Below are 21,280 nucleotides of genomic sequence, written 5' to 3' on the forward strand. Positions count from 1 at the left end.
CTAAGGAGATTTTATGAGACGTATCTTTTTTCTCGCACTACTTGCGGCAGCTGTTCTTGCGGGAGCACATTGCGAGAATTCATTCATGTCCGAGTATGTCAGCAGGGGCTGGACGACAGAAGACGGACTTCCGAGCAACGCGATAACCGACGTGATGCAGGACAGGGACGGATACATATATTTCGGAACATACGGCGGAATGGTCAGGTTCGACGGGCTTGATTTTTCAATCTACAACAAGGAAACGGGCGGCGGCTACGGATTCATCTCCGCGCGCGCTCTCTTCCAGGCAGCGGACGGCGCCATCTGGGTAGGAAGCAACGACGAGGGTATTTTCCGCATCGTGATGGACAGCGACGAGAAAATCCTGTCGTTCACGACGGAAAACGGGCTTCCGAACAACTCCGTCCGCTCGATAGCCCAGGACGCGCGCGGGAACATCTGGGTCGCGACGGCGGGAGGAATATCATACATAACGCCCGATTGCAAAGTCGTGCGCCCGGACGTGAGCGCGGGAAAAGACCTTTCGGGAATATGCACCTCGGTTTTCTGCGACTCGTCGGGGCGGATTTGGGTAACCACGAGCGAGGAAGGCGGAATTTACGTGTTCAACGGAAACGCGCCGTCAAAATACGCGCTCTCATCGCCCGGAATGGAAAATTCGGTCGTCACCTCCGTCTCCGAGGACGCTTCCGGCGCGCTGTGGTTCGGCGTCTCGCCCTGCTTTGCAGTCAAAGCCTCGAAAAGCGGCGAGGAACTATTCGACCTTTCATGTGGAACAGGAAAAGGAACGACGATAGACTCGATAACGCAGGATTCGGAAGGGGCAATCTGGTTCGCGACTGACGCGGGAATCTCAATCTACAAGAACGGCGCGATGACGAGATATTCCGAGGACGACGGGCTTATCGACAACAACATAAACAGGATTGTCGAGGACCGAGAAGGAAACATCTGGGTCGCGACTGACAAAGCCGGAATACAGAAGATGAACCGCGGTCTGTTCAGGACAATTCCCCTCCCCTCCGCGGTGAACGCAATCGCGGAAGGAACGGACGGGCGCGTGTGGCTCGGCTGCGACAAGGGGCTTGCGTGTTTCCGTACAGACTCGAACGGAACGCTGACGCGCGAGACGAACGGCATCACGGAATTCTGCGGGAGCGCAAGAATCCGCCATGTCGCCATCACGTCCGGCGGAAAGATTCTCGTCAGCACATACGCGAATTTCGGCCAGCTACTGTTCAACACGGACGGGACGCTCGCGGGCCAATGGAAAAAGGAGGACGGTCTTCCCGGAGAGAAAGTGCGCGTCGCGGTGGAGCATTCGCGGACGCACGACATCTACATCGGGACGACGAAGGGGCTTTCCGTCGTTGACGGCACGACGGGCGAGGTGCGCACATACACGAAGCAGAACGGGCTTGCGCACGAGTACATAATGTGCATTTTCGAGGACAAAGCCGACGGAACGGTCTGGCTCGGGACGGACGGCGGCGGCATCCTCGTCATGAAGAACGAGAAAGTCGTCGCGCGGTACACGACGGACAACGGTCTTGCCGGAAACATCATATTCAAGATACACCGCGGCAACGACGGAGCCATCTGGATTTGCACGGGAACGGGAATAAGCCGGTTCGACGGGAAATCGTTTTTCAATTTCAGCAACGCCAACGGAATAGGAACCGACAGCGTTTTCCAGATGATTGACGACGGAGCCGGAAACGCATGGATGACGACGAACGGCGGAATCAGGAAAGTCTCGCTTTCCGCGATGAAGTCGATGGCGGAGGGAAAATCAGCATCGCTTGAGGCAAAACTGTTCAACAGGTTCGACGGGCTCAAAACGCGAGGGGCGACATCGACGAGCCTGAGCATCATGGACTCGCGGGGAACGATGTGGTTCACGCTTGTCGACGGAGTTGCCCTCTGCAACCCGAAAAAACTCAGGGCAAACACCACGAAGCCCTCGCTCCATATAGAGAAGATACTGGTCGATGACGCGCTCACCTACCCGTCGGATGGAGGGACGATAACGCTACCCGCCGGGACGAAGCGCGTGAGCATCAAATTCGCGGGGCTGAGCTTTCTTTCGTCGGAGCCAGTCAAATTCAAGTACAAGCTCGACGGATTCGAGGCAGACTACACGGAATGGACGTCGTTGCGGACGGCGTTCTACACGAACCTGCAGCCGGGAACGTACAAATTCCACATAATCGCGCGAAACGGCGACGGAATCGAAAGCGACGAGGACGCTCGCATCGAATTCGTGCAGGAAGCCTACCTCAGGCAGAAACCGTGGTTCTGGGTCGTCGTCGCACTCGTCATCGCGCTCATCATCGGGGAACTTGCGACGGTCATCATCTCGATAATCAAGCAGCTGAAAATCCTGCGCGACTCGATTGCCGAGCTTTCGAGCGGGAACGCGGACCTGACGAAGCGAATCGCGATGAGGCGCCGTTCCGCATTCAGGATTTTCGACGAGCTTGTGACGGAGGAGAACAAATTCCTCGAAAAATTCCAGGGGATAATCGCAAAGATGAAGGAATCGGAATCGAAGCTCAACGACGTCGGCGCGGACATGGGACAGTCGACGGAAAACGCCGCGGGCGCGATAAAGCAGATAATAACGAACATCGACGGCGTCCATTCCTCGATAAATTCCCAGAACGACAGCGTCCAGGAGGCGGCGGGAGCCGTCAACGAAATCGCGCGGAGCATAACGTCGCTCGAGCAGATGATAAATTCGCAGGCGGACGGGGTGCGCTCGGCATCAAGCGCCGTAGAGCAGATGGTCGGAAACATCAGGGGCGTGAATTCCGCGATGGACGACATGGCGAATTCGTTCGCCTCGCTTGAGGGGCTTGCAAAAACGGGGCAGGAAAAGCAGTCCGCCGTAAACGACAAGATTTCCCAGATTGAGGAAAAGTCGAAGATGCTTCAGGAGGCGAACACCGCCATCGCGGCAATCGCGAGCCAGACGAACATGCTTGCGATGAACGCGGCAATCGAGGCGGCACACGCGGGCGTTGCGGGGCGCGGATTCGCAGTCGTCGCCGATGAGATTCGCAAGCTTTCGGAAACGTCGTCAATGCAGTCGAAGACAATCGGGAAGCAGCTCAAGGGAATCCAGTCCTCGATATCGGACGTCGCGCAAGCATCGCAGGAATCGAGCAGCGCCTTCACCGCCGTCTCCGACGAAATCGCGCACACGAACGGCATCGTTCAGCAGATAAAAAAGTCGATGGACGAGCAGACCGAAGGCTCCCAAATCGTCATGCAGTCGCTGATTACGGTCAAGCGCAGCAGCGACGAAGTAACCGGGGCGGCGCACGAAATGTCGGAGCGCAACAACGATATACTCGGCAACATGGGCGGCCTGAGGAAATCGAGCGCGGTGATGATGGAGGCAGTCGACGAGATGGAGGCAGGAGCGCGGCGCGTGCGCGAAAGCGGGACGGACCTTTCCGAAATGTCGCTCAAGATGAAGGACTCAATCGCCGACATCAGCGAGCAGATAGTCCAGTTCACCGTGTAAGACGGGCACATTGTTCCGCCGATTTGTCTTTATTTCTGGCGCCGATATGTTATCATATTCGGCATGGATTTGAAAAAGCGGATAAGCCAGAAAAAAGCCGAATTCATATCTATGTTTTCCGTCGGGCTGATAATAATCTCGCTCGTCTTCGTTCTTACGAGCAAGGTTATGAGCCGCTCGCTCAGGGACGCGGAGGAACGGTACACGCAGCGCAGGGAAGAAACGCTCGACGGCTACACGTATGCAATACGATTCTACCTTGAGAACCACAAGACATCGCTCATGTCGCTGTATGACGAGAATATGTTCAGGACAGCGACATCCTCTGAAATCCAAAAATGGCTTGTGCAGAACAAGGATTTGGTGCACGACGATTTCTACACCGTTTTTTACGTCGACACGAACAAAACGGGATTCTTCTCGAACGGGAACATACTCGGGCTGAGCGGGCGGAGATACCTCCTGTCGCCCGAGGAATTTGGAAGCAGCACCTACTTCGTCAGCGACATAATCGAAACGCCGTTTTGCGAAAATCCCGTTTTCGTTGTGGAAATTCCCATATTCGACAAGGACAGGAAATTCAAGGGAACGCTCTGCGCCGCAATTATCGTCGACACGCTGAAGAAAATCGCGGACATAATCAAAATCGGCTCGAACAGCTCCGTCTACGTCATGGACAGGACGGGAAAATTCCTCATCCACCCGAAAAGCGAATACATCGGAAAAATCTTCGTCCCGAAAACCGAGAAGTACAAGAGCATCACGTCGAACGTGACGGCTTCATCCGACTCCGGAATCGACGAGACCGAGAACGAGAACGGCATCCCCGTCGACTTGTTCCACAAAAAAATCGACGAGTGCGGATGGACGCTCGGCGTCGCGTTCCCCAAAGAGCAGCGCACAAAACTCTACCGGCAGCAGAACCTGACGAAAGCGCTCACGCTCGTCATATCGACGGCGGCGCTCCTGACGCTCCTCCTCATCGAGGAGCTCGTCTCCCGCTATTTCTACAGCAGGCACATGATTGAGTCCATCTACGACCCGCTAACGATGCTCTGGACGAGGGAGAGATTCGAGCGGAAGGCAAGCGATTTTTTCAAGAAGATGCCGAACGACTGCTTCATGCTGATTGAGGCGGACATCCGCGGGTTCAAATTCATAAACCAGAACTACGGGGAGGAAAAGGCGGACGAGATAATCCTTTTCTACTCGAAGCTGCTCGACAAGATGACGAAAAAACACCACGGAATAATCGCGCGCGGATATGCCGACCATTTCTATTCGCTCATGAAAGTGGACAAAGCGAAGCACGCCATACGCGATTTCAAGGAATCGGTCGAAAAAATATGCGCGGAAGTCAAATCATTCCAGATTCCGTTCTTCCCGAAGTTCGGAATCACGTTCCTCCGCCCGTCGGAAAAACCGCTCGTCACGATAAAAGACCTCATCGGCCAGGCCTCGTTCGCAAAAAGCACGGTGAAGGACAACCTTCTCGTCCCGTTCTCCATTTACAACTCGCGCCTCCTCGACAAAAGCAACCAGGAGCATCTCATCGAGACGAAGATGGAAAGCGCGCTATTGGGAAGCGAATTCTACGTCATGTACCAGCCGAAAATACGGCTTTCCGACGACAAGATTGTGGGCGCGGAGGCGCTCGTGCGGTGGGAGTCGAAGGATTTGGGAAGCCTCACGCCGGACACGTTCATTCCGATTTTCGAAAAGAACGGGTTCATCACGAAGCTCGATTTCTACGTCTACGAGCGCGTGTTCGAATTCATTCACATGCAGCTTGCCGAGGGAAAAAACATCGTGCCGATTTCCGTGAACATGAGCAGGAACCACAACAAGCCGGAAAAATTCATGCACGATTTCATGAAACTGTTCAGGAAATTCGACATATCGCCGAAACTCGTGCAGGTCGAAATCCTGGAGCGCTCCGTGATGGACAACAACACGCTCTGCGAGATAACTGACCGGCTCCACGAGGAAGGATTCACCGTCGCGATGGACGATTTCGGCAGCGGCGAGTCGTCGCTCAACATGCTCACGAAAATACCCGTCGACGTACTGAAATTCGACCGCGATTTCCTCCGCCTTTCGACAGGAAGCAACGGGAACCTCGACAAGAAATCGGCAGGCTTCATCAAAAGCCTCATCAACATGAGCAAGGAGCTCGAGAAGGAGACGATTTTCGAGGGCGTCGAGACGGAATCGCAGCGGGATTTCCTGCGCGACGCGGAATGCGACCAGGTTCAGGGGTTCTTCTACTCGAAGCCGCTCGACGAGCTTGCGTTCGTCGAGTTCCTGGAAAAAAAGACGGCAAAAAGGCGCAAATAGATTTCCGCCATAATTCCAACCAAAAGCGAGGAGACAAATATGGAAAGAAAAACGATGAAGAAAATCGGGCTGCAGATGAGCGTGCTGATGGGAGTCTCGCTCAGTTTCTGCCTGTCGCTGTCGGGAAACGCGCTTTCCGGGCATTTCACGATGCAGGGCTTCGCCATAAGCTTCGCCGCGAGCACGGCTTTGAGCCTTCTTATCGGTTTTGCCGTTCCGGTGAAGCCCCTTTCCGACAAAATATGCGACGCGCTGTCGCTCCGCCCGCGCACACTTCCCCGAAGCGTCGCGGAATCGCTCGTCTCCGATTGCGTCTACACGCCGCTCATAACGCTCCTCATGGTTTTTCTCGCATGGAAAAGCGCGTCGGCGCACGGGGCGCAGATTCCGTTCGCGCCGATGTTCCTCCATTCGCTCGCGACGAGCATGATAATAGGCTTCGTTCTTATCCTGATTCTGATGCCCGTTTTCCTCCGCCTCGTTTTCAGAATGAACGGAATAAATCCGCAAGGCGAAAACCATGAGCCTTGATTTTTTCCGCGCAAAACTGCTACCATGAGCTGCTCACTCGGAGGGTTTATCATTCGGAAGAAATGACAAGCTGGATAAGGTGCGGGCTGAAATGCCTGAATCTTATCCGGCTTTTTTTTGCATCAGACAAGATTCCGCCACAACCATTTTCCGGGCAAGACAGACATTCACAGGGAGACTCAAATGACAGAAAAAGACGAGAAAATTTCATTCACCTCGGGGAAAATTGCCGGAAAGCTCCTGCGCTTCGCCGTTCCCGTTCTCGGGGCGCTTTTCCTGCAATCGTTGTACGGCGCCGTCGATTTGCTCGTCGTCGGGCAGTTCGGCACGGCGGCAGACGTATCGGCGGTGACGACAGGAACGATGATGATGCAGACGATAACATTCATCATCGCCGGGCTTGCGATGGGAACGACGATACAGATGGGGCAGTCGCTCGGGGCAGGAAAAAAAGAGAAGGCGGCGGACATCGTCGGGACGAGCATACTCTTTTTCATTCTGCTTTCCGCGGCGGTGACGCTCATCATGGTTTTCATGACGCGTCCGTTCACCGCCATCATGAAAACGCCGAAGGAGGCGTTCGAGAAAACTGTCTCATATGTGCACATCTGCTCCGCCGGAACGATTTTCATCACGGGATACAACATTCTCGGAAGCGTTTTCCGCGGGATGGGCGACGCGAAGACGCCGCTCGTCACGGTTCTCGTATCGTGCATAGCGAACATCGCGGGCGACCTCGTTTTCGTCGCGGCGGCTGGCCTCGCCGCACCGGGAGCCGCAATCGCAACGGTGCTGTCACAGGCGATGAGCGTCGTTTTCTGCATAACGCTCGCAAAAAGAAAGGGGCTTCCCTTCGACTTCACCAGGCGGAACATCCGCTGGAATCCGAAAATCGTCGCGTCCGTCTGCAAAACAGGAATCCCGATTTCACTTCAGGACGGGCTTGTCACAATCTCGTTCCTCGTCATCGCGGCGATAATAAACCGGCTCGGGCTTGTAGCGTCGGCGGGTGTCGGTGTCGCGGAGCGCGTGTGCGCGTTCATCATGCTCGTCCCCATCGCGTTCTCGCAATCGCTTTCCGCATTCGTCGCGCAGAACATCGGCGCACAGAAATTCGACAGGGCGAGAAAAGCGCTCGCCTGCGCCATCGCCGCCTCGCTCGTCTGCGGGGTGACGATGGGGACAATCGCATTCTTCCGCGGGAATTTCCTCGCGATGATTTTCTCGAAGGACGATGCCGTCATCAGCGCCGCGCACAGCTACCTCAAGGCATACGCAATCGACACGCTTTTCGTATCGTTCCTTTTCTGCTTCATCGGCTATTTCAACGGCTGCGGAAAAACGGCGTTCGTCATGATGCAGGGAATCATCGGCGCGTTCTGCGTCCGCATCCCGGTCTCTTACGCGATGAGCCTCGGGGAAAACCCGACGCTTTTCAGAATCGGGCTTGCCACGCCGTCTTCGACATTCGTGCAGATACTTCTCTGCGCCATAGCGTTCGCAATAGTAAGCAGAAGCCAGAAAAAAAGCATTGGTGCCGTCAGCAAAAACGGCTGATTTGTTTTTTGTCATCCTGAACGCCTTTCGCAGGAAAATTTGCTTCGGAATGACACGAGAAGCCATCATCCACCGAAATTCCTCCCGCGCAGAATCAGCCGGCATCCAGTTCCGTTTTTTTCCGAGAAAAATTCCAAAGAAGGAACCGATTCGCCCGTCCGTATTCTCACGACGTGGAACATGAAATATAATCGCGCCATGAAAAGATTCCGGCCGCTTGATTTTCTCGTCGTTCTCCTCGTTCTTGCGACGGGGATTTTTTTGTGCGCGGGAACCACATTCCGGAAAAACGCGAAAGTCTTCGTGAAAGCCGCCGGAACAGAATACGAATTCCCGGCGGGCGATGACGGAATCCGCGAGGTGCGCGGCAAGAACGGAATGACGAAATTCGAGATACGGGGCGGGCGGATACGAATCCTCGACTCGGCATGCCCGAACAAAACATGCGTCCATCAGGGCTGGGCATCCACGCTCGTGTGCCTGCCGAACGACGTCATCATACAGCTCGAAGGCGGAAACGAGGAATACGATGCGCTTACAAACTAAGAATCAGGTCGCATACCTTTCGGCGCTCACGCTCCTGTTCTCGTACATCGAGTCGATTCTTCCGCGGACGGTGCCGTTTTTCAGGCTCGGGCTGGGAAACATCGCACTGCTCATGTCGTTCAGCCTGCCCCCGATGCCGTTCATGGCGCTCTGCGCCGTAAAGGCGGCGGCATCCTCGATGATGGCGGGGACGCTTTTCTCTCCGTTCTTTCCGGTCTCGCTCGCGCAGAGCATCGCAAGCGGCTTTTTCATGTACGCTGTTTCACGGTTGAACGCGCGGCTCGGGGGAAAACTGCTCTCGCTCTACGGAATTTCCGTCCTCGGCTCGGCGATAAGCGCGGTCGTCCAGATTATCTGCTGCTCGCTCTACCTCGGGCGCGGAACGTTCACGCTTTTGGGCGCGATGCTGATTTTCAACACGGCAAGCGGAATCATCACGGCGTTTTTCTGCGGCAAAATCGGAAATCCATCAATCAAAAAAAGCGGAACCATCTGCGCGCACCTCGCGGCAACCGACGGCAGTTCCGGACGCTGGCGGAAAAACCGGCACGCCCAGATGGTACTCGCCGTCGCGCTCCTCCTTTCGGCGGCTTCCGTTTTCTTCGTCAGAAGCATCCCCGTCCTCGTACTGGCGCTCTGCCTCAGCTTGGCGGCGCAAAAACTGTGCGAGCGGCGCATCCTCGTTCTTCCCCATCTCTCGCTCTGGGTGTTCGTCATCGCCGCGGCACTTCTCGCCCCCGAAGGAAAAGTCATCATGAAAATCGGGAGCATTGCCGTAACGCAGGGCGCGCTCGTTTCGGGAATACAAAAATCGCTCCGGCTTTCGGCGGCAAGCGCGCTGAGCCAATGCGCCGTCGTCCTCCGCCCGCCGAAGGATTCGCTCCTCGCGCTGTCCCTCCTCTATTACCGGGCGCTGAGCGACACGTTCCGAACGTCCGAAGGCGGCATTTTCCGGCGGATACAAAAAACGCTCGGGACGGAATCGGACGATGGCGGAACGAATCACCCGGCAACGGAAACGCTCTGAAAGGGGAAAACGAGCTTTATCGAACCGGACAACCCCGGCGAATAGACAATCCCGCGCTCTTTCGTAATAAGGATGAAATCGAAATCGCGCGTCTTCCGCCAAAAATCAACGGCGCCCTCTTTCCCCATGACGAAAAGCGACGTGCTCAGGCAGTCCGCGTACATTCCCTTCCCGCAGATTACCGTCACGCTCTCCACGTCGCTTTCGGCTGGGCTTCCAGTTCTCGGGTCGAAAATGTGGATATACTTCTTCCCGTCGTCGCCGACAAAAAAACGCTCGTATCCGCCGCTCGTGACGACTGCCTTCGACTCGACTTTTACCGCGCAGGCAGCATCGTCCGGATTCCAGGGGCACCTCACCGCGATTGTCCAGGGCGAGCCGTCCGTCTTCGTCCCGAGCGCGTGGATGTTCCCGCCCAAATCGAGGAGCGCCGATTTTATCCCGCGGGAAGAAAGGATTCCGGCAGCCTTGTCCGCCGCATAGCCCTTCGCAATTCCGCCGAAATCGACCTGCATCCCCGCGGGAAGACGGGCGACGAACTGGGACGCCCCCGATTCCGCGGAAAAAACGCGCATCTTCGAGAAATCGGTCAGCGGAAGAAGCGCCTCTATCCGCGTTTTCCCGACAACCTCGTACTGCTCCGTCGTGAATCCCCATTCGCGGACGAGCGGATATATCGCCGGATTGAACAGCCCGCCCGTCTTCGCATACATGAACGAGGAAAAATCGACAAGCTCCTTCACATCCTTGCAGACGGGAACATCGCGCACGGCGGAATTGTTCATCCTGAAAACGTCGCTCCCCGGAATCGTCACGGAAAGCGACTTCTCAAGGCGCGCAATCTCGTCGCGGACATCGGCGCAGGCTTCCCGCCCCTTCTTCTCGTCCGCCGAGAAAACCTGGACGCTCATGAACGTGTTCATCGCGGCAAAACTGTCGGCCACCCTGACATTCTTGCAGGAGACGAGGGCAGCGCACAAAGCCGCGCACACAAAAAAACTTCTCATATGAGACAATTTCGCAAAAAGTAAGACTATTTTCAATGAATCAATTGACATGTCACATATGTTAGATTAAATTCACGCGCGTTAGCAATAGCTAACCATAAAAAAACAAGGAGTCGTTATGAAAAAAACATCACGCTTTGCCGCGTCAGTTCTGAAGGCGGTTTTTGCACCACTGTTGCTTGCCGCGGCGCTCGGTTTTTCCTCATGCTCGGATGACGGAAATGACGGGAAGGACACGCAGGGAGAATCGTCATATCCGGAAGACGGAAAAACATCCCCGCTGTCAAACGAGAGTATCACGGAACTGAACGAGGCGATTATCATCGCGAATGCCTATGTAGCGCAGGACAGCACGCTCGCTTCCCTAAAGTCCGATGTCGAGGAAGCCGAAAAACTTCTCTCATCGTCGCTCGCGAAGGACAGCGACGCGGAAGCGCTTGTCGCGGAAATCAAAAAAAAGCTTGATGACGCGAAATCATCGGTGACGGTAACGGATACATCTTTTGAAAGCATCGCAGGTTCCTCGCAGTCGAGGGCGTACAAGGGGCTTTTCGAGCCGACGATTCTAAAAACGGAATACGACGGAATCTGGCTCAAATACATCACCCCGCTTGTCGGAACCGAGAACGCCGCGCAGACAGCAACGATGCTCAAATCATCAATCAGCGCGCCGTCCTACGGAAAAAATGTCAGCGAGGAGCAGAAAAAGCAGGGATTGTTCAACTGCGAATTCCACCCGCTCGACACCGTTCTCACGTTCTCGTCAAAAGACGGAGCATACACGTTGAGCGACGGAACAAAAACGTATACTTACGAATATCTCGGGCTCTCGCACATGGGAAAAAACGACAACTGGCACGCGCTTTTCCCGGAAAGGTTCAAGGAAGGAGAATCGAGAGCCTTCGACTGCTCCGTCTACAAGGCGAAAGAGAGCGACGCGGGTGAATACAAATACGTTCTCCTCTGTCCCGACACGCCGGAAGAAACGTACCACATCGAATTCCGCTACGGCGCGAACATAAACGATTTGCAGTCGGCACTGGACGGAGAATACGCATTCTGGCTTGCCGCGGGAATTCCAAGCGACGCTGACGAAGAAATGATTGAGAACGTAATCAAACTTTTCGTCGAGGAAAATGTCCCGCCGGCAACCGAGTACGCCTACGCGCTCGTAAACATCCCGTTCGAGGAATTTTTCAAGGAAGAAGCGCAGGAATTCGACGCGTACACGAGCCCCACGACAAAAGCCGCAGCGGGAAACATGTCATACGGAACGTACCACACGCAGGAAACTCCTTCGGAAGCGACGACGCGCGGAATCACCTATCCGGTAAAAATCGCGAAAGCATCTCTTTCAGCGCTCACGGGAAAAAAGATAACCGACGACAGCCCGAGTTTTGAGGTGACGACGACCGCACGCGGGAAGAGCAGCACAATCCGCTATTCGGGAAAGCAGAACCTTTTCCAGAGCGGGGACTACAGCTACTACGTTCTCGACGACGCGCCCGCATTCTACAAGGAGCTTTCGGCAGAAGGCGGCTCGGTTTCTGCTGGAAAAATCGTCGGAAACGCAACTAAAATCGAACGCCTCTACGTCACCATCACGAACGGCGAGGCGCATCACGATTTCTCGCCGCAGATAACGATGTACATCGACGACCCGACGAACGCCGGGAAAGTGACGAAGCTCACGTTCAACGACGAGGCGGAAAAAGCCGCGAAAGTGACTGAAGGCGGAACCGAGGAGCAGCCGCTGAGCGCGCTGAAGGCAATCATCGCGACTGATACCAACGGAAAAACGTACGGGCTTACGACGCTGAGCAATTTCTTCTGGGCGAAGAGTCAGATGGGATTCAAAGCGCCGAAAAGCGAGGACGAGACAAAAAACAACTACCCGCAGCATCCGCTCGTCGGAAAACAGATTGCGAAGCTCTCGTTCATCACGCAAAACGGGCTTCACGAAGCGGAAAACATCACCGTCGGTACTGTCGCGGAAAACGTCTTCACCGCACATGACGGCGACGAAGCGAAATTCATAATCCCGAATTTGCAGGGAAAATAACAGAATTCTTTGCCCCCGAGCAAAAGCGGCTCTGTCCGGCATTTTTCGGGCAGAGCCGTTCCCTCATTTCAGGCCGGATGCGTCAAAATCCTCCACGACAGGCTTGATTCCGCAGATGCCGAATTTTCGGAAAGGAAATTCTTCTCCGTGCCGCGTTGTTCGTCTGCGCCTTTCAGCATACCTTTAGCACCAACAAAAAAACGGCCGGAACGAATCCAGCCGCCAGAATTGCTCAAAAATCTTCCATATATATATGCCTATCAGCCAGCCATCGCGCCGAGCTTCCTCTTCCTTTGCGCGAGGATTACGCTCTGGAGCAGGATGAAGAAACACAACATGAGGCCGGTGGTGATGCTCTGCCAGTACGGCTCGCGAAGACCTGATGCAACGACGATGTTGTTGATTGTCTTGAGCGACATTACGCCGAACAATGTGCCGATTACGCTTCCGACGCCGCCCGAAAGCAATGTGCCGCCGATAATCGACGACGCGATTGCCTGCATTTCGGCTCCGGTCGCGTTCGAGGCGTTTCCGGCTCCCGTATGAAGGAGATAGATGAAGCCTGCGATTCCGGCAAGGACGCCGCACAGAACGTAAGCGAAGAACTGCGTGCGGCGGACGTTGATTCCGAGCATGAGCGCGCTCTCGCTGTTTCCTCCGACCGCATACAAATTCCGGCCGAACCGCGTCCACCTGAGCATCGCCCAAAGAATCAGAACGACAATCAGGGCAATCACTACGCCCACCTCAATCGAAGACGGAATCCAGTTGCCGTTTTTGGCGTAAGTCCCGATAAGCGGAAGGTCAATCTCAAAATCCTTCAAGTCAAGGAAAAGCTCGTTCTCTGCCGTGCGGGGGACTTTGCTGACGATTGTGGTCATGCCGCGCGTGAAGAACATGCCCGCGAGGGTGACGATGAACGGCTGTATTTTGAGATATGCGACGAAGTATCCCTGAACCACGCCCATCAGAAGCCCGATTCCGAGGGCAATCACGATAGAGCTGAAAACGCCGCCGTTATGGTCTTCCATAAAAACGACAGAAGCCATCGTGATAAGCGCCACCGAGCCGCCGACAGAAATATCGATTCCGCCGGTAATCATGACGATTGTCAGACCGCACGCCGTCACAATGAGGTATGCGTTGTTGTTGAACAAATCCAAAAACTGCTGCGGGTTCAAAAATCCGCCGCCCCAGATGAGCATTGCCAGAAGGTACATTCCCACGAAGGTGCAGATTGTAATCGTGAGGAGCAGTGTGGTGTTTGAAAGAGGCTGCTTGTCTTTTCCCTTCGCGAGAGGATTCAAATCCTGCAATGTCTGCATGATGTTTGCCATAATTATTTCGCCTCCACTTTTGCCTTTGCCGCGTGCTTTTCCATAATCTTGTTCTTGAGTTTTCCGAGCCATGCCTTGACGACCGGAGAGCCTGCGACAACGATGATGATGATGACGATTGCCTTGTACGCCTTGACCGCCGTCGATGAGACTTTCATCGCGTAGAGCGTGATTGTGAGGGCCTGGATGATGTATGCGCCCAAAATCGAGCCGGAAAGCTTGAATTTTCCGCCGCCGAGCGAGTTTCCGCCGATTGCGACCGCGAGGATTGCGTCCATCTCGATGTCAAGAAGGATTGTCTCATGGTTGATGAGCCCGATTCGGCAGACGTTGATTGAGCCTGCCATCGTCACGCATACGCCGAGGATTACGAAAACGACAAGCTTCCATACAACCGGATTGATGCCGTTGAGCTTCGCCGCCCGCTCGTTTATGCCGACAGACTGGATGTACAGGCTCAGCGTCGTCTTTTTGAGAAGGAGGTTAATCAGGACGATGAAGGCGATGACAACGAGAATCGGCGTCGGAATCGCGATGTGCGGGATGAAACCGCCGATATACGTCAAAAGCGGGCTTTCGACATTCGGGGTCGCTCCGCCGTTAATCCAGTACGCAATCGGACGCCCCGCCGTGTACAGAATCAGCGAGGCAATCATCGGCTGAATGTTGAATTTCGCGATAAGAATACCGTTGAACAAGCAGAAGATAATCGCAACCAGGCAAGCGACAATCAGTGCCGCGAGAATCGTTCCCGCGTTTATCGTTCCGGCTCTCAGGATTTTCACGAAAACGGAGCCGGCGATTGCCGCCGCAGCCCCGATGGAAATATCCTGTCCCTTCGTCGCGGACGTGATGAGCGTCATTCCGATCGAAAGGATTACAAGCTCGCTCGCGCCGTTGAGGATGCTGATGAGATTTCCCGAAAGGACGGTGTTCCCGAAGTTGTTGCTCTTTATTCCGATTGAGAAGAAACTGGGGTCGCGTATAAGGTTGAACACGACAAGAATCAGCAGCGCGACAATCGGAATCGCAAGCTGCGACTGAAAAAGTTTTTTTATCTGATTCACGATTTTATTTGTCATTTTTTGCTTTTCCTCCGGCAATGGTCTGCATGATTACATCCTGGCTCAATTCCTCGCCCTTCAGCTCGCCGACGATTTTCCGGTCGCGCATGACGATAAGGCGCTGGCAGACAGAAAGCATCTCGGGGATTTCCGAGGAGATGAACGTGACGCTCACGCCCTGCCCGGCAAGCTTCAGCACCTGCTTCTGAATCTGGATTTTCGTCCCGACATCGATGCCGCGGGTCGGCTCGTCGAGGATGAGATATTGCGGGTGCGTCAGAAGCCAGCGCGCAAGGATGACTTTCTGCTGGTTTCCGCCGGAAAGCGACTTGATGGGCGTCTCCTTGGAAGCCGTCTTGATTTCGAGCAGTTTGATGTACTCGTCGGCAAGCCTTTCCGATTCCGCGCGGGAAATCGGATGGAAGAACCCGCGCAGAACCTGCATCGCGAGCATCATGTTCTCTCGCACCGACAAATCCTGGATGATTCCGTCACCCTTCCTGTCCTCGGGCAGATAGCCGATTCCGTTTTTCATCGCGTCTTTCGGGGAAGTGATTTTCACGTTCTTGCCGTTGATTTTGACCTTCCCGCTCGTGATTCTGTCCGCGGCAAAAACCGCGCGCACGCTCTCGCTTCTTCCCGAACCGAGAAGACCGGTGAACCCGTTGACCTCGCCCTTCCTGATGTTGAAATCGAACGGACGCACGCCCTCCGTAGTCGCAAGGTCGGTCGCCTCGTAAACGTTCTCCGTGTTCGGAAGGGGGCGCTTCATGTTCTTGAGGTTCGTCATGTCCTCGGCGTCCTTTCCGAGCATCGCGGAAATCAGCTTTACGCGAGGCATCTCGCTTACGGTGTATTCCCCGACAAGCTCGCCGTTTCGGAGAACCGTGATTTTGTCGCAGACCTCGTAAACCTGCTCAAGGAAGTGCGTGATGAAAATGATTCCGACGCCGTGGCTTTTCAGGACGCGCATCAGCGTGAACAGAAGCTCGACTTCGTTGTCGTCCAATGAGGAAGTCGGCTCGTCGAGGATGAGAACTTTGCAGTCCATATCGACAGCTCGGGCAATCGCGACCATCTGCTGGACCGCAAGAGAGCACGTTCCGAGCTGCTGGCTCGCGTTTGCCGGAATGTTCAGGTGGCGCAGAAGCTCAGTCGCCTGCTTCTCCTGCTTCTTCCTGTTCACGAATTTGTAATTTCCGCGACCGATATACATATTCTCCGCGACCGTAAGGTTGGGGCAGAGCGTGATTTCCTGATAGACAGTCGAGATGCCGAGATTCTGGGCATCCTGCGGGGAACGGATATTCACAGGACCGTCGTTTCCCGCGATTCTTATTTCCCCTGCATCCTTTATATGTACTCCGGTGAGAACCTTCACCAGAGTTGATTTTCCGGCTCCGTTTTCTCCCATGAGCGCGTGAATTTCTGCTTCCCTCAGGGTAAAGTCAACATTCTGAAGAGCCTTTACGCCCGGAAATTCCTTGTAGATTCCGCGCATTGACAAAACAATATCATTATTTTCCATTTATACACCTTTGTCATACTCAAACTCGTCCCGGAGCGCGCCGCATTCCGGAACATGAAGAGCGTTCATCAGACAACGCCTGTGACGCGCAGCATTCCGAATGGCTGCCAACGCGTTTCCGGACCGTTTTATTTTGAACCGGCTTCCTAAAAAAAACGGCGTAAAATATGCAGCACACACTTTACGCCGTTGAATCATACAGCTCCCTAACCGCCACCGTTTTTCCCGACGGCGGAAAGCGCTATCTGATGGTTACTCACCAAGACCGTATTTGTCGATGTCAGCCTGCGTGATAGTCTTCGCGTCGAATCCCTTCTCGTCGGAGATGATTTTCTTTGAGGGAACCTTGCCCGTTGAAATCATCTTCTCGATTACGGCAGCCTGGAACGGAGAGCACTGTCCGTCATAGTTCCAGTTTCCTGCGAGAAGCTCGCGGAGCGCCCACTTGTTGCAGTCGAATCCCATGACGACAACTTTTCCGTTGACGCCGTGCGTGATTCCCGCCTCGTCGAGGGCTGCGACAGCTCCCTTCGCCATGCCGTCGTTCTCGGCGTAGATTACGTTGAAGTCCTCTTTAGAGTTGATGACAGACTCGACGATTTTCTTGGCCTCAGCCTCGTCCCATGTAGCCGTCTGCTGGACAACTTTCTTCATCTTGCCTGAAGCGAATTCAGCGTCCAAAGCGCCGGTGCGTCCAATCTGCGCATCAGAGCCCATAGCGCCCTGAATGTGGACGATGTTGTAAGCCGGAAGGTTCTGCGCCTTGAGCCATGCGACAGCAGTGTCGCCCTCTTTTGCCATGTCGGAAACGACGGCAGCTTCGTAAAGGTTGTCCTTCACGTTAATCATTCTGTCGAAAAGGAAAACCTTGATTCCCGATTTCTTCGCCTTCTTGAGGACTGAGCTCCATCCGTCAGTGGCGGCGGCCGAAAGAAGGATGTAGTCAACTCCGTCGGTGATGAACTGCGATGCCGCGTTGAGCTGCTCGTCGTTCTTGAGGCTGTAGAACGTCTTCACATCGTATTTCGCAGACGTAAAAACAGTCTCGAAATCTTTCACGTTCGCCGCGCGATAGCCTGATTCTGACGGCGGATTGTTGATAATGCCAATCTTGATTTTTCCGTCAGCGGCTTTCTTGTTTTTCTTTGCCGCGAAAGCAGAGGTCAGGCACAGAAGCGCCATGACAAAAGCGATAAGTTTTTTCATCTAATTCCTCCTTTTTTAGATGTCCTTTACTATGGTTGCAATAGTAAGTCCGCCCTCCACCGTTTTGAATGCAAATATTTAGGATTTTTTTTGACTTTTTTAGGAATTTCAGGAACCCCGTAAAATCCGGCGCGGAAAAAAGTTAGTTTTTTTATTTAAAAAGTTTGATTTCTTACTCGGGCGGATTTCCCCGCGGCTCATTTTTTTGACAACGAAAAAATCCGGATTTACAATGAGGCGAAAAACAAAGCCGCTTGAGAAACAAATTTCACAGAATTATTTCCCATCCAGACTTTAGGAGGTTTTTATGGTAACTTTTTTCGTTGCATTGGCCATCCTAGTAGTTGGCTATTTCGTTTACGGCTCGATTGTCGAGAGAATCTTCAAGCCGTCGGACAACCCGACCCCGGCAATCGCAAATCCTGACGGCGTGGATTACGTCCCGATTCCTGCCGCGAAGGCGTTCCTCATCCAGCTTCTGAACATCGCGGGTCTCGGCCCGATTTTCGGAGCGATTTCAGGGGCGATGTGGGGACCGAGCGTCTACATCTGGATTGTCGCCGGAACGCTTTTTGCCGGCGCCGTCCACGACTTCCTCGCGGGAATGCTTTCCGAACGAAATGACGGGGCCTCGATTTCGGAAGTCACCGGAAAATACCTCGGACCCGTGATGCACAACGTCATGCGCGTCTTCTCGGTCGTGCTCCTCGTCCTCGTCGGCGTCGTGTTCATGGTCGGCCCCGCGGGACTGCTCGCGCGCCTCACCCCCGAATGGCTGAACGTGAAAGTCTGGACGATAATCATCCTCTGCTATTATTTCCTTGCGACGCTCCTTCCCATCGACAAAATCATCGGAAAAGTCTATCCGCTTTTCGGAATCCTCCTCATCCTGATGGCGTTCGGAATCATAATCGGGACAATCAGGAATTCGGCGGAAAGACCGATGATGGAATTCACGTTCAAAAACCTCTATCCCGGAAACGTTGACGGAACAGGAGTGAAGCCGATTTGGCCGCTGATGTTCATAACGGTCGCATGCGGCGCGATTTCGGGATTCCACGCAACGCAGTCGCCTATCGTCTCCCGCTGCATAAAAAGCGAGAAGGAAGGAAGGCGGATTTTCTACGGAGCGATGGTCGCGGAGGGAATAATCGCGCTCATATGGGCGAGCGCAGCCGTCGCGTTCTTCTGGAACAAGGACGGAAGCGGGACGGGGCTTTCAGCTCTCAAGGCAATAGGCGGCGGAAATTCGAATTCCGTCTACGACATGTGCGTCGCGCTGCTCGGCAAAATCGGCGGCCCCATCGCGCTGCTCGGCGTAATCGTCTGCCCGATTACGTCCGGCGACACCGCATTCAGGAGCGCACGCATGACGATTTTCGACTGGTTCAAGCTCGACGAGAAAAACATAAAAGTCAGGCTCGGCGCGGCAGTCCCGCTCCTGCTCATCGGATACGCGATTTCGTTCATCAACTACAACGTCGTCTGGAGATATTTCTCATGGTCGAACCAGACGCTGGCGATGATTGTGCTTTGGGCGGGGGCCGTCTACCTTGCGACGAACTACGAGAACAGGAACAGATGCTGGATTGCCGCAGTTCCCGCGACGTTCATGTCGGCGGTCTCAATCACCTATCTGATGTACGCGCCGGAATGCTTCAACCTCGGCGCGAAGGGAGCATCCGGGCTTACGGTTTCCTACGGAACGGGAATCGCCGCCGCGGTCGTCTGCCTCGCGCTTTTCCTCCTCACCGCTTACAGGAACCCGAAATCGAGCCTTGAGCGGCAGAAAGGAATCGCAATCGGAAGAAAATAGTCGCCGCCGATAACGGCACCGTTTTCTCAAAGCGCATACAAAAAGGGCTGCCCGCCGCGTTCACCATGACGCGCATTTTGGGCAGCCCCTTCTTTTTCTGCACCGCTCATTGGACAGCGGACAATTTGTATTCCCGCGGCGACAGACCGGTGTTTTTCTTGAATATGTAGCTGAAATAATGCGGGTCAGAAAAACCGCACTCGTAGGCGATGTCGTATCCTTTCATCTCCGTCTCGCGCATGAGGCGCTTGGCGTTCTCAAGGCGCACGTTCGTCAGGTATTCGATGAAAGTCGTCTTGCATTCCTGCGAGAAAATCGTGCTGAAATGGTTCGGGCTGAGCGCGACGACTTCGGCGACCGTGGTGAGCGTCGTGTTCTGGTCGGCGTAATGCTCCTCGATATAACGCTTCGCCTTCAGAATGACGTCGCCGTATTTTCCGGTCATCTTCGAATCGCGGAATTCCAGCGCGAACGAAAGAACCTGGGTGATTTTCCGCCTGAAATTCTCCTCATCCTGAACAGCCTCGTCGATGAATTTCCGCTGGAGGATTTCCGGTTTCAGCTTCTTTATGTCGCCGCCGAATTTTTCGAGGAGCTTCGACACGGAGAAAATCAAATCGACAAGAAGATACGAGGCAAAGACGTTGAACTGCCCGGGATTGCTTCTGATAAGCTGCATCGACTCGTCGATTATCGCGGAGATGTCGTTTTTTCCCGCGTATTTGAGCCTGTCGACGAGCGGGTCGTTGTCCTTCAAATCGAGGAGCGCGGAATCGACCTGCGACTCGGAATCAAGATTCTGTCCCAAATCCTCCGAGCTTATAATCCGGCTTCCCCCGCCCTTCTCGCCCGCAGAGAGAATCCGCTTGGCGTCCTCGTAAGACAAATTCAGCTCGGAAAGATGCTCCACGGTCTTCCCGATTGCCGTCAGCGTCGTGCAGTCGTCGTTTTTTGCCGCGATATGCGCGATTGTCTCCGCGGCATGGAAAATTCCCTCGTCAAGCTCCTCTCTGGTGCTTCCGCGGAAAATGCAGACGAGCAGGTTCGAATGGTGAAAAAAGCATTCCGCCTGCTCCCACGACGGAAGGTAGGAATTGAGGAGCGAGCACGTCTCCTCCTGGTTCTGTATGGTGCTTGTCCGGCTTTTTATCCTGCTTATGAGGACTTTGTAAAAGCGCGAAATCAGGTTCAGCCCGAGCTCCTGGCTTTTCTGCATCACGTCCGACATGTTCTCCGAGCCGTGCACGAGGTTGCTCAAAAATTCCTTCTTCTTGAGCGTCTCGCTCGATTTCAGCTCCTCCTTCAGGCGCGTTATGTCGGAAAGCTGCTTCCGCTCCTTGTCGATGCGGACCGCCGTTTTCTTGAGGCTCGAAAGAAGCTCGTCGGGCGTGAACGGCTTGAGAAGATAATCCTCGATTCCGATTGAGATTGCCTTCTTCGCGTAGTCGAATTCGTCGTGACCGGAAAGGATTATGATTTTTATCCACGGCTGGATTTTCTTCACCGCCGCGGAAAGCTGCAGGCCGTCCATGAACGGCATCTTTATGTCGGTAATCAGAATGTCGGGCTTCACCTCATGGAGCATGGAGAGCGCAATCTCCCCGTCAGTCGCCTCGCCGGCAAACGAAAACCCCGAGCTTTCCCAATCGATTTTCGAGCGGATCCCGTCAAGGACAATCGGCTCGTCATCAACAACAAATACGCTGTACATTTTTCCCACTCCCCCG

14 protein-coding genes are annotated in these 21,280 nt (G+C 54.3%); 8 read left to right on the forward strand and 6 right to left on the reverse strand.

Annotation, left to right across the window (positions count from 1 at the left end; translation table 11 throughout):
* Nucleotides 1-13: 13 nt before the first annotated feature.
* The 6 genes from TRESADRAFT_RS15090 to TRESADRAFT_RS06760 all read left to right on the forward strand — a co-directional run bounded on the left by TRESADRAFT_RS15090 (nt 14) and on the right by TRESADRAFT_RS06760 (nt 9,533).
* Nucleotides 14-3,535: a two-component regulator propeller domain-containing protein gene (locus TRESADRAFT_RS15090; protein ID WP_002704105.1), complete on the forward strand. Its 3,522-nt coding sequence runs from the start codon at nt 14-16 to the stop codon at nt 3,533-3,535.
* Nucleotides 3,536-3,598: 63 nt separating this feature from the next.
* Nucleotides 3,599-5,872, forward strand: a complete 2,274-nt coding sequence (locus tag TRESADRAFT_RS06740; RefSeq protein ID WP_002704107.1) for a GGDEF domain-containing protein — start codon at nt 3,599-3,601, stop codon at nt 5,870-5,872.
* Between the two features lie 39 nt (nt 5,873-5,911).
* Entirely contained in the window at nt 5,912-6,403 is a 492-nt protein-coding gene (locus tag TRESADRAFT_RS06745) for a hypothetical protein (RefSeq protein ID WP_002704108.1), read from the forward strand.
* 183 nt (nt 6,404-6,586) lie between these two features.
* Nucleotides 6,587-7,960, forward strand: a complete 1,374-nt coding sequence (locus TRESADRAFT_RS06750) for an MATE family efflux transporter (protein ID WP_002704109.1) — start codon at nt 6,587-6,589, stop codon at nt 7,958-7,960.
* 198 nt (nt 7,961-8,158) lie between these two features.
* On the forward strand, nt 8,159-8,506 hold the full coding sequence (locus TRESADRAFT_RS06755) for a NusG domain II-containing protein (RefSeq protein WP_002704110.1): 348 nt from the start codon (nt 8,159-8,161) through the stop codon (nt 8,504-8,506).
* A complete protein-coding gene (locus TRESADRAFT_RS06760) occupies nt 8,490-9,533 on the forward strand; it encodes a Gx transporter family protein (protein WP_002704111.1) in 1,044 nt (347 codons plus the stop codon). The genes TRESADRAFT_RS06755 and TRESADRAFT_RS06760 overlap by 17 nt, the downstream gene beginning before the upstream one ends.
* Here the strand turns inward: TRESADRAFT_RS06760 and TRESADRAFT_RS06765 are convergent.
* On the reverse strand, nt 9,509-10,540 hold the full coding sequence (locus TRESADRAFT_RS06765) for an FAD:protein FMN transferase (protein ID WP_002704112.1): 1,032 nt from the start codon (nt 10,538-10,540) through the stop codon (nt 9,509-9,511). The two genes, TRESADRAFT_RS06760 and TRESADRAFT_RS06765, sit on opposite strands and share 25 nt — an antisense overlap.
* Nucleotides 10,541-10,658: 118 nt before the next feature.
* Between TRESADRAFT_RS06765 and TRESADRAFT_RS06770 the strand changes: the two genes are divergently transcribed.
* Nucleotides 10,659-12,602, forward strand: coding sequence for a hypothetical protein (locus TRESADRAFT_RS06770; RefSeq protein ID WP_002704114.1), 1,944 nt, complete (start codon nt 10,659-10,661; stop codon nt 12,600-12,602).
* Nucleotides 12,603-12,862: 260 nt separating this feature from the next.
* Here the strand turns inward: TRESADRAFT_RS06770 and TRESADRAFT_RS06775 are convergent, their stop codons facing one another.
* From TRESADRAFT_RS06775 to TRESADRAFT_RS06795, 4 genes are all read right to left on the reverse strand, one after another.
* On the reverse strand, nt 12,863-13,939 hold the full coding sequence (locus TRESADRAFT_RS06775) for an ABC transporter permease (protein ID WP_002704116.1): 1,077 nt from the start codon (nt 13,937-13,939) through the stop codon (nt 12,863-12,865).
* A gap of 2 nt (nt 13,940-13,941) precedes the next feature.
* A complete protein-coding gene (locus tag TRESADRAFT_RS06780; protein ID WP_002704118.1) occupies nt 13,942-15,021 on the reverse strand; it encodes an ABC transporter permease in 1,080 nt (359 codons plus the stop codon).
* On the reverse strand, nt 15,011-16,531 hold the full coding sequence (locus tag TRESADRAFT_RS06785; protein WP_040842468.1) for a sugar ABC transporter ATP-binding protein: 1,521 nt from the start codon (nt 16,529-16,531) through the stop codon (nt 15,011-15,013). Before TRESADRAFT_RS06785 ends, TRESADRAFT_RS06780 begins: the two co-directional genes overlap by 11 nt.
* Before the next feature lie 252 nt (nt 16,532-16,783).
* Nucleotides 16,784-17,737, reverse strand: coding sequence for a substrate-binding domain-containing protein (locus tag TRESADRAFT_RS06795; RefSeq protein WP_002704122.1), 954 nt, complete (start codon nt 17,735-17,737; stop codon nt 16,784-16,786).
* Nucleotides 17,738-18,044: 307 nt separating this feature from the next.
* Here TRESADRAFT_RS06795 and TRESADRAFT_RS06800 point away from each other — a divergent pair, with 307 nt between their 5' ends.
* Nucleotides 18,045-19,553, forward strand: a complete 1,509-nt coding sequence (locus TRESADRAFT_RS06800) for a carbon starvation CstA family protein (RefSeq protein WP_002704124.1) — start codon at nt 18,045-18,047, stop codon at nt 19,551-19,553.
* 106 nt (nt 19,554-19,659) lie between these two features.
* Here the strand turns inward: TRESADRAFT_RS06800 and TRESADRAFT_RS06805 are convergent, their stop codons facing one another.
* Nucleotides 19,660-21,264 carry a response regulator gene (locus TRESADRAFT_RS06805; RefSeq protein ID WP_002704126.1) on the reverse strand — a complete coding sequence of 535 codons (1,605 nt, stop codon included), beginning with the start codon at nt 21,262-21,264 and terminating at the stop codon, nt 19,660-19,662.
* Nucleotides 21,265-21,280: the final 16 nt, after the last annotated feature.

This window comes from Treponema saccharophilum DSM 2985 (assembly GCF_000255555.1).
Classification (GTDB): domain Bacteria; phylum Spirochaetota; class Spirochaetia; order Treponematales; family Treponemataceae; genus Treponema_D; species Treponema_D saccharophilum.

Coding starts and splice junctions, on each gene's coding strand:
- TRESADRAFT_RS15090 (WP_002704105.1), top strand. CDS start 14: ATGAGACGTATCTTTTTTCTCGCACTACTTGCGGCAGCTGTTCTTGCG.
- TRESADRAFT_RS06740 (WP_002704107.1), top strand. CDS start 3,599: ATGGATTTGAAAAAGCGGATAAGCCAGAAAAAAGCCGAATTCATATCT.
- TRESADRAFT_RS06745 (WP_002704108.1), top strand. CDS start 5,912: ATGGAAAGAAAAACGATGAAGAAAATCGGGCTGCAGATGAGCGTGCTG.
- TRESADRAFT_RS06750 (WP_002704109.1), top strand. CDS start 6,587: ATGACAGAAAAAGACGAGAAAATTTCATTCACCTCGGGGAAAATTGCC.
- TRESADRAFT_RS06755 (WP_002704110.1), top strand. CDS start 8,159: ATGAAAAGATTCCGGCCGCTTGATTTTCTCGTCGTTCTCCTCGTTCTT.
- TRESADRAFT_RS06760 (WP_002704111.1), top strand. CDS start 8,490: ATGCGCTTACAAACTAAGAATCAGGTCGCATACCTTTCGGCGCTCACG.
- TRESADRAFT_RS06765 (WP_002704112.1), bottom strand. CDS start 10,540: ATGAGAAGTTTTTTTGTGTGCGCGGCTTTGTGCGCTGCCCTCGTCTCC.
- TRESADRAFT_RS06770 (WP_002704114.1), top strand. CDS start 10,659: ATGAAAAAAACATCACGCTTTGCCGCGTCAGTTCTGAAGGCGGTTTTT.
- TRESADRAFT_RS06775 (WP_002704116.1), bottom strand. CDS start 13,939: ATGGCAAACATCATGCAGACATTGCAGGATTTGAATCCTCTCGCGAAG.
- TRESADRAFT_RS06780 (WP_002704118.1), bottom strand. CDS start 15,021: ATGACAAATAAAATCGTGAATCAGATAAAAAAACTTTTTCAGTCGCAG.
- TRESADRAFT_RS06785 (WP_040842468.1), bottom strand. CDS start 16,531: ATGGAAAATAATGATATTGTTTTGTCAATGCGCGGAATCTACAAGGAA.
- TRESADRAFT_RS06795 (WP_002704122.1), bottom strand. CDS start 17,737: ATGAAAAAACTTATCGCTTTTGTCATGGCGCTTCTGTGCCTGACCTCT.
- TRESADRAFT_RS06800 (WP_002704124.1), top strand. CDS start 18,045: ATGGTAACTTTTTTCGTTGCATTGGCCATCCTAGTAGTTGGCTATTTC.
- TRESADRAFT_RS06805 (WP_002704126.1), bottom strand. CDS start 21,264: ATGTACAGCGTATTTGTTGTTGATGACGAGCCGATTGTCCTTGACGGG.